Here is a 5,977-nt window from a genome sequence, read left to right on the forward strand (position 1 = left end):
CAAAATTAGATCAGGAAGAAATCATTTAACCTAATAAAAGTTAGAAGAGTGTGACTGGCGAATACTATATTTGTACAGATATATTGTTATAGGTTCCCCATATCGTTTTATATCGCTAAAGCCCTTTCCTGTTCCTCCTAGATTCGGGTCTGCTCCTGCTTCTAGTAATGCTTTGTAACCTTCAAAACTATCTGCACAGATGGTCCAAATCAACATAGGAACTTTACCTGGTTCTAAATGATTCGGATTAGCTCCTTCAGATACTAACTTCTTTACTTTAGCTGCATCTCCATCTACCGCAGCATTTACCAAGGCTAAGGCTTGTTTGTCTACGTATGCATCACCCAAGTGGCAATTTGCGCATTTTAATTGAATGGAAAAACAGGACATCTTTGTCATTATCGATAACATGATTACTATTATTACTCCTAACTGTTTCATTTTCTATCTTCCTTCCTACTTAGTTTGAATTTGTTACTGCCGTTTGTGGTGTTCCATTTACTATATCATTATACAATGCTCTAGTAAATAAATGGATTGAATGCAATTCACCCATGGATCTCGGATTATACCAAGATCTATCATATTCTCCATCTATCTGTGTCCTTTGTCCCGTGGCTGGCATCAGAAATGGATCTTGAAACAACGACGCAAATTCCCCTGGCATTTGGTAGTAATTCACTCGTTGATCTAATCCATTTGCTCCATCTCCCATTGCTAATCTCGTTTGCCAGCCGATATTGGCTGCATTATAAGTATTTGCTGTTAGTCCTGTGGAACCCGCCGCTGCAGATGCTAGACCTCCACCTAAGGAGTGACCAGTAAAGGAAATTCTATTTTCAAATTCAGGTGTATTCATTAACTTCTCTGCAAGTTTCATAGCATCCCGATGTTGGCTAGAAGTAAATCCTGGTAAATTGATTACATCCGCAAGTATATCCATAAATGAAGTAGGCTCTGTCCCTCTAAATGCTAATACATACTTCTTTGTATTCGAATCATAAAATAATTCTGCATGCATACCTGACTCAGTATGGAAATCTTCTGGTTTAAGTCCAAGTTCCTCTAATGCGAATGCATCAACTTTTGTAATTCCTAGTGCCCCTAAAGAAGCCCTTATGCCCATAGTATTTGCAGAACTATCCCAAAGATCCCAAGCTACACCTGTCGGAAATATTATGTATGCTGCTTCTGACATCAAACTCTGTTTAAAGGCTTCTACCTTTTTCGCAAATTCCTCTTTACCGTATCTTTCCTCATATTCTTTCACCTTCGCAGGGTCTTTTAATATGGATGCTATATCTTCTGCTTCCTTTCTTAGAGCTTCTGCTTCTTGTGTATCCAATACCTGTGAAGTTGGACCCGTAAATAGATTTATTAAAGACTGAACCCCACTGACTCCTAGATTTATCGGTAATGTTCCTACTCTATACACAAGGCTCAATAATGCCAACGAGAATCCACCTAATGCTCCCAAAGCTCCTAACGCTATATTCTCCAAGTTTACACTAACAGGCGCAGGCATATGCTGTTTAAGTAACTCAGCTCTCTTATCTGGAGATAAATCCTTTATTTGTTCTGCTGTTAAGTTAGCTTTCTCTTTGAGAATCTTATCTTCATCGATCTTTCTCTCTAACTTACTCTTATCTTCTTCACTCAGTCCTTGGATCTGTTCATCCGTTAATCCAGCTTCCCTAAGTTTCGCTACCTGACCCAGTAATCTCCCTCTATCTTGTGCGGCATTGATGTTATGTTGCACCCAGTCCATGTCCATATTGCTATAGCCATTACCAGTCACAGTTCCCATTACCACTCCGTTCAATAGACTAGATATCGTTACATTACCCTCTCTATCTACTCGATAGCTCATTCCAAAGCCTGTTGTTGAATCTGTGTAACTAATTCCTCCAGAGAATCTCTCTATCGTGTCATAGTTGATGTTTAAGTTCGCTCCGGATCTTGGGCCATCTCCGGCGTTTATGTTCGCTCCAATTCCGAATCCGCCTGTGGCCGCGTTATAATTTCCGTTGATTTGTATTCCATTTACGATTGAAGCTGAGCCTTCGAGTCTGGCTCCTCCGTATTCGCTCAGTCGGAGAGACAAGTTCTGGGTTGCATTCCCTATCCCAAGCATTCCTCCCCAAGTCGAGATTCGTTCCTAGCTCAATTTCTCTGTGCCTCCTTGCACAGAAGAAATTGCTTCGGCCATCCTTGGCCTTCGCCACCGCTAGAAACTCTCTCTCCCGGTTATGAATAGATAACATACATCTTACCTAGGTTTGTTGGGCGCATCTCCCGGCTCTCAGTCGACGACAACGCTCCTTCGATCCGGTGCGCTCTTTGATTATCATCTAATTCACCTCCGGTGTGTTTGCTGGTTTCGCTTCCTCGTCAGGGAAGTTCTTTTTTACATAATTGCGGATAAATCGAAGGTTTAGGCGGCCTTTGGTTTTATTTGTAAGTACGCCAGAATATGTATCTTGTCTATTGCAATATGGATATTCCAAACATAACCAAAAAGGAAAAATATTTAATCCAGACCAGCCATCTGGAAAAACTTTCATTGAAGAATCGGGAGCTTCGTTTTCCGTTTGCTTTAGTATCTCCTTCAGTTCAGACAAGAAATCGATTCGGTAAGTCAAATCTTTATTAGTTATCTCATCTTCCTTACGCAATTCTAGAGTATCATCATTGGATGCTCCTTTGAGTATATGCCATTGATTTACATTCTGATAAGATATCTGCCTAGGAAATTCATAAAAACTAATTTCTTTCCAGTAGCCTTTATCTAACCTCAGCACTTTAAAAGATGTACGATAAGGATCTTTTTTTGTGTAATAATAATGTAGATTACTAGACAATACCATATATAGCTTGCCTTGGTAGCTATTCAATATGATTGGACTATACCCTCTATCTTCATAATCTTCCAACATTCCCAAATCTTCATTACGACTCAGTGTATAATAATCGTCTGGACCTGTAGGATACCAACCTCCTCCGTGGAAATGCAATGGCCATATCCAGATATATTTTGAAGATCGTCTTTCCTGATGAATCTTAACCAAACGATCTTCTACTTGAATTTCACTTGTCCAATCTCGACGATACGGACGATCAAACATTCCGTTGATACTACAACCATTCAACTCGAACATCAATAATATCAGAATTATTTTACTTCTCATGCACGTATTGCTCCTGATTCAGTATTGGGGTTATTTGGAGGAGGGGTTATATTCAATCGGAATATATTTTCCAATATCGGAGACATAGTTTCCCAAGAATTATCTATTGGACTATCATAGATCTTTAAAATGTCAGTTACTACCTCAGTTGCTCTTTCATGGTCTTTAACATTATCATATTTATTATGAGTTGCATGATTCGCTGGATCTAAGTAGTTAAAGAAGGTAACGATACCGCCGTCATTTTGATCTTTACCTTCTCTTAACGTATGTCCTTTAGAATACGAATCCTGAACCATATGAATCAGTCTACCCACCAATCTATCTCTGTCATACTGACTGAGTTGAATATCAGGGTCTATCGCTAAGGTATACAATGCCTTCGCTTCTTCTAATACTCTAGTTCTTGTCTGTTCTACTGTTTCGTCGGGTGACGATTGCATCGTATGTGTATGCTGTCTATCCCCTAAATGAACTCGATACGTCTCCGTATTACCAAATAATGCCAGTGCCAAACTTGGACTTAGATTGTTCGTCAATATCACAAGGGACGTAAAATACGAATTCACGGGGAAATCTGCATCATAATTTCCCTGACCAATACCTGGTCGGTTCGCTAAATCAAATCCTGCTAATCTCGCTGATTCCTCTGTCAAATTCTCATGAATCGGTTTCTTACCTATCATTGCGGCTATTATATTCGGCTGTTGGTTAAATACCTCGGTAGGTCTTATTCCTAAACGGATCAGCTCTTGCTGACCTAAGGTGGCTTCTGAGATAATTATATCTCCTTCTAACGTCGAACTTCTTACCATTATCTTACCATCAGAACTTATATAATATCCCTTCGCTTCTAACGATTGCTTCTCTTCTGGTTTTAATATTTCGCCACTTAATCTTACATTATTGTCCTCTGGGCTAAATACAGAATTATAGCTACTGCTAAATAAGTTACTTAATCCATTCATTCCATTACTAAAAGTATTCGGAATGCTTTGGAACATATTCAAGATGTTATTTCCAAAGCCACTCAATGCTCCACTTAAGATACTTCCTACTGTTGTCTGGCTCTCTCCTATTCCAAGAAAGCCTAGTCCCGCACCCAATAGACTCGGGCGTTGATCTGGAACTGGTAGGTTCCCGGCATAAATCATTTCTATCTGTTCCTCTGTCGCTGTAGATAACTCTAATTTGCCTTCTGACGATAAACTCACTACCTTGATCGTTCCATCTGTCATTATATAATACCCATTCGTGCGAAGACTATTTCTATCGGCTACACTCAGTAAATCTATTTCTGTTTTTGGGTTAAACGCTTCATAAGTATTAGTAAACAAGTTCATTAATCCACTAAATCCTCCAACCAACGCTCCACTCGCTATACTTCCCACTGTAGTTTGAGTTTCACCTTCTTTACGTCTGGTTAACCCTAGAAATCCAAGTAACGATGTGATTCCCAATGCTCCCATCGCTCCACTTATCAAATCCTGTGTCACTGTAGGTTGGGGGCCCAATACATTCCACAATGCGGCTTTCTGGGTTTCTGTCAGTCCCTGCAATTTCTCTTCACTCATTACTGTCCTAAGGCGATTGTTCAATTCCGCTTTCGCTACCGCTTTTTTAAGACCTTCTTCATCAAGATTTTTGATTTGGTCCTCACTCAACCCGTCTTCTTTTAGTAGTGCTATCTGACCCAGTAATCTCCCTCTATCTTGTGCAGCATTGATGTTATGTTGCACCCAGTCCATGTCCATATTGCTATAGCCATTACCGGTAACTGTTCCCATGACCACTCCATTCAATAAGCTAGATATTGTTACATTGCCTTCTCGATCCACACGATAACTCATTCCAAAGCCTGTTGTTGAATCGGTATAACTGATCCCTCCTGAGAACCTCTCTATCGTGTCATAGTTGATATTTAAGTTCGCTCCGGATCTTGGGCCATCTCCGGCGTTGATGTTTGCTCCAATTCCAAAGCCACCTGTGGCCGCGTTATAATTTCCGTTGATTTGTATTCCATTTACGATTGAAGCTGAGCCTTCGAGCCTGGCTCCTCCGTATTCGCTCAGTCGGAGAGACAAGTTCTGGGTTGCATTCCCTATCCCAAGCATTCCCCCCCAACCATTATCTCTGTCGTAGCTAACTCCTACGCCTAATGCTGTATTCTGAAGGAGAGGTGCTGCTGTTGCAAATCGGGTCAGATCCATTCCCCCTCCTGCTGTCATAACACCGAACACCCCGTTCACTAGTCCGGCTACGATCCCTTCTGGTCCATTTCTACTTCCATCTATTGCTTGGATCGCTCCTCGTATCACTGCCGCTCCCACATTCGCTGTCGATTGCAATAGCGGTAATCCCGTTGACGCTAAATTTGCTAAGGGACCTAACAGAGATGCTGTGGCGCTTCCTAGTGCAGATAATCCGTTTTGGATCGCTGGTCCCAAAAATCCTCCCGCTCCCAATGTTAATACGGTTACTGCTGCTGTGATCGCTGTTGACCTTGTTGCTTCCGCCTGGGCCTTCGCTTCAGATCTCCTTCTCTCTATACCAGCTAGCTCTTGTCTTATGAATGTGTTTAATATATCTTTATCTACATTCCCTACACTTGCTACAGTGTTGATGAATAACTGCTTCTGCAACTCTTCCATAAGTCCTTTCTGGCCACTTGGTACAGAACTATGATAACTGGTTCCCGTCACTGCTAAGCCGGCATACTGTTGTGCATTCGCTAAATACCTTCTTTCTGCATACGTTAGTTCCATATTTCCAGCAAAACGAAGTTCGGT

Annotated in this window: 4 protein-coding genes; all 4 read right to left on the reverse strand. The window is 41.1% G+C overall.

Going from position 1 to position 5,977, the window contains the following annotated elements:
* Positions 1–30 precede the first annotated feature (30 nt).
* Positions 31–441, reverse strand: a complete 411-nt coding sequence (locus EHS15_RS04595) for a hypothetical protein (RefSeq protein ID WP_135759376.1) — start codon at positions 439–441, stop codon at positions 31–33.
* A gap of 19 nt (positions 442–460) precedes the next feature.
* Positions 461–2,134: a Tle-like phospholipase domain-containing protein gene (locus EHS15_RS04600; RefSeq protein ID WP_135759377.1), complete on the reverse strand. Its 1,674-nt coding sequence runs from the start codon at positions 2,132–2,134 to the stop codon at positions 461–463.
* A gap of 217 nt (positions 2,135–2,351) precedes the next feature.
* The gene (locus EHS15_RS04605; protein ID WP_135759378.1) at positions 2,352–3,188 is read right to left on the reverse strand and encodes a hypothetical protein; all 837 of its coding nucleotides are present in this window, start codon (positions 3,186–3,188) and stop codon (positions 2,352–2,354) included.
* Positions 3,185–5,953 carry a hypothetical protein gene (locus EHS15_RS04610; protein WP_135759379.1) on the reverse strand — a complete coding sequence of 923 codons (2,769 nt, stop codon included), beginning with the start codon at positions 5,951–5,953 and terminating at the stop codon, positions 3,185–3,187. Before EHS15_RS04610 ends, EHS15_RS04605 begins: the two co-directional genes overlap by 4 nt.
* Between the last annotated feature and the right edge of the window lie 24 nt (positions 5,954–5,977).

This window comes from Leptospira idonii, from assembly GCF_004770995.1.
Lineage (GTDB): Bacteria > Spirochaetota > Leptospiria > Leptospirales > Leptospiraceae > Leptospira_A > Leptospira_A idonii.

Coding starts and splice junctions, on each gene's coding strand:
- EHS15_RS04600 (WP_135759377.1), bottom strand. CDS start 2,134: ATGCTTGGGATAGGGAATGCAACCCAGAACTTGTCTCTCCGACTGAGC.
- EHS15_RS04605 (WP_135759378.1), bottom strand. CDS start 3,188: ATGAGAAGTAAAATAATTCTGATATTATTGATGTTCGAGTTGAATGGT.
- EHS15_RS04595 (WP_135759376.1), bottom strand. CDS start 441: ATGAAACAGTTAGGAGTAATAATAGTAATCATGTTATCGATAATGACA.
- EHS15_RS04610 (WP_135759379.1), bottom strand. CDS start 5,953: ATGGAACTAACGTATGCAGAAAGAAGGTATTTAGCGAATGCACAACAG.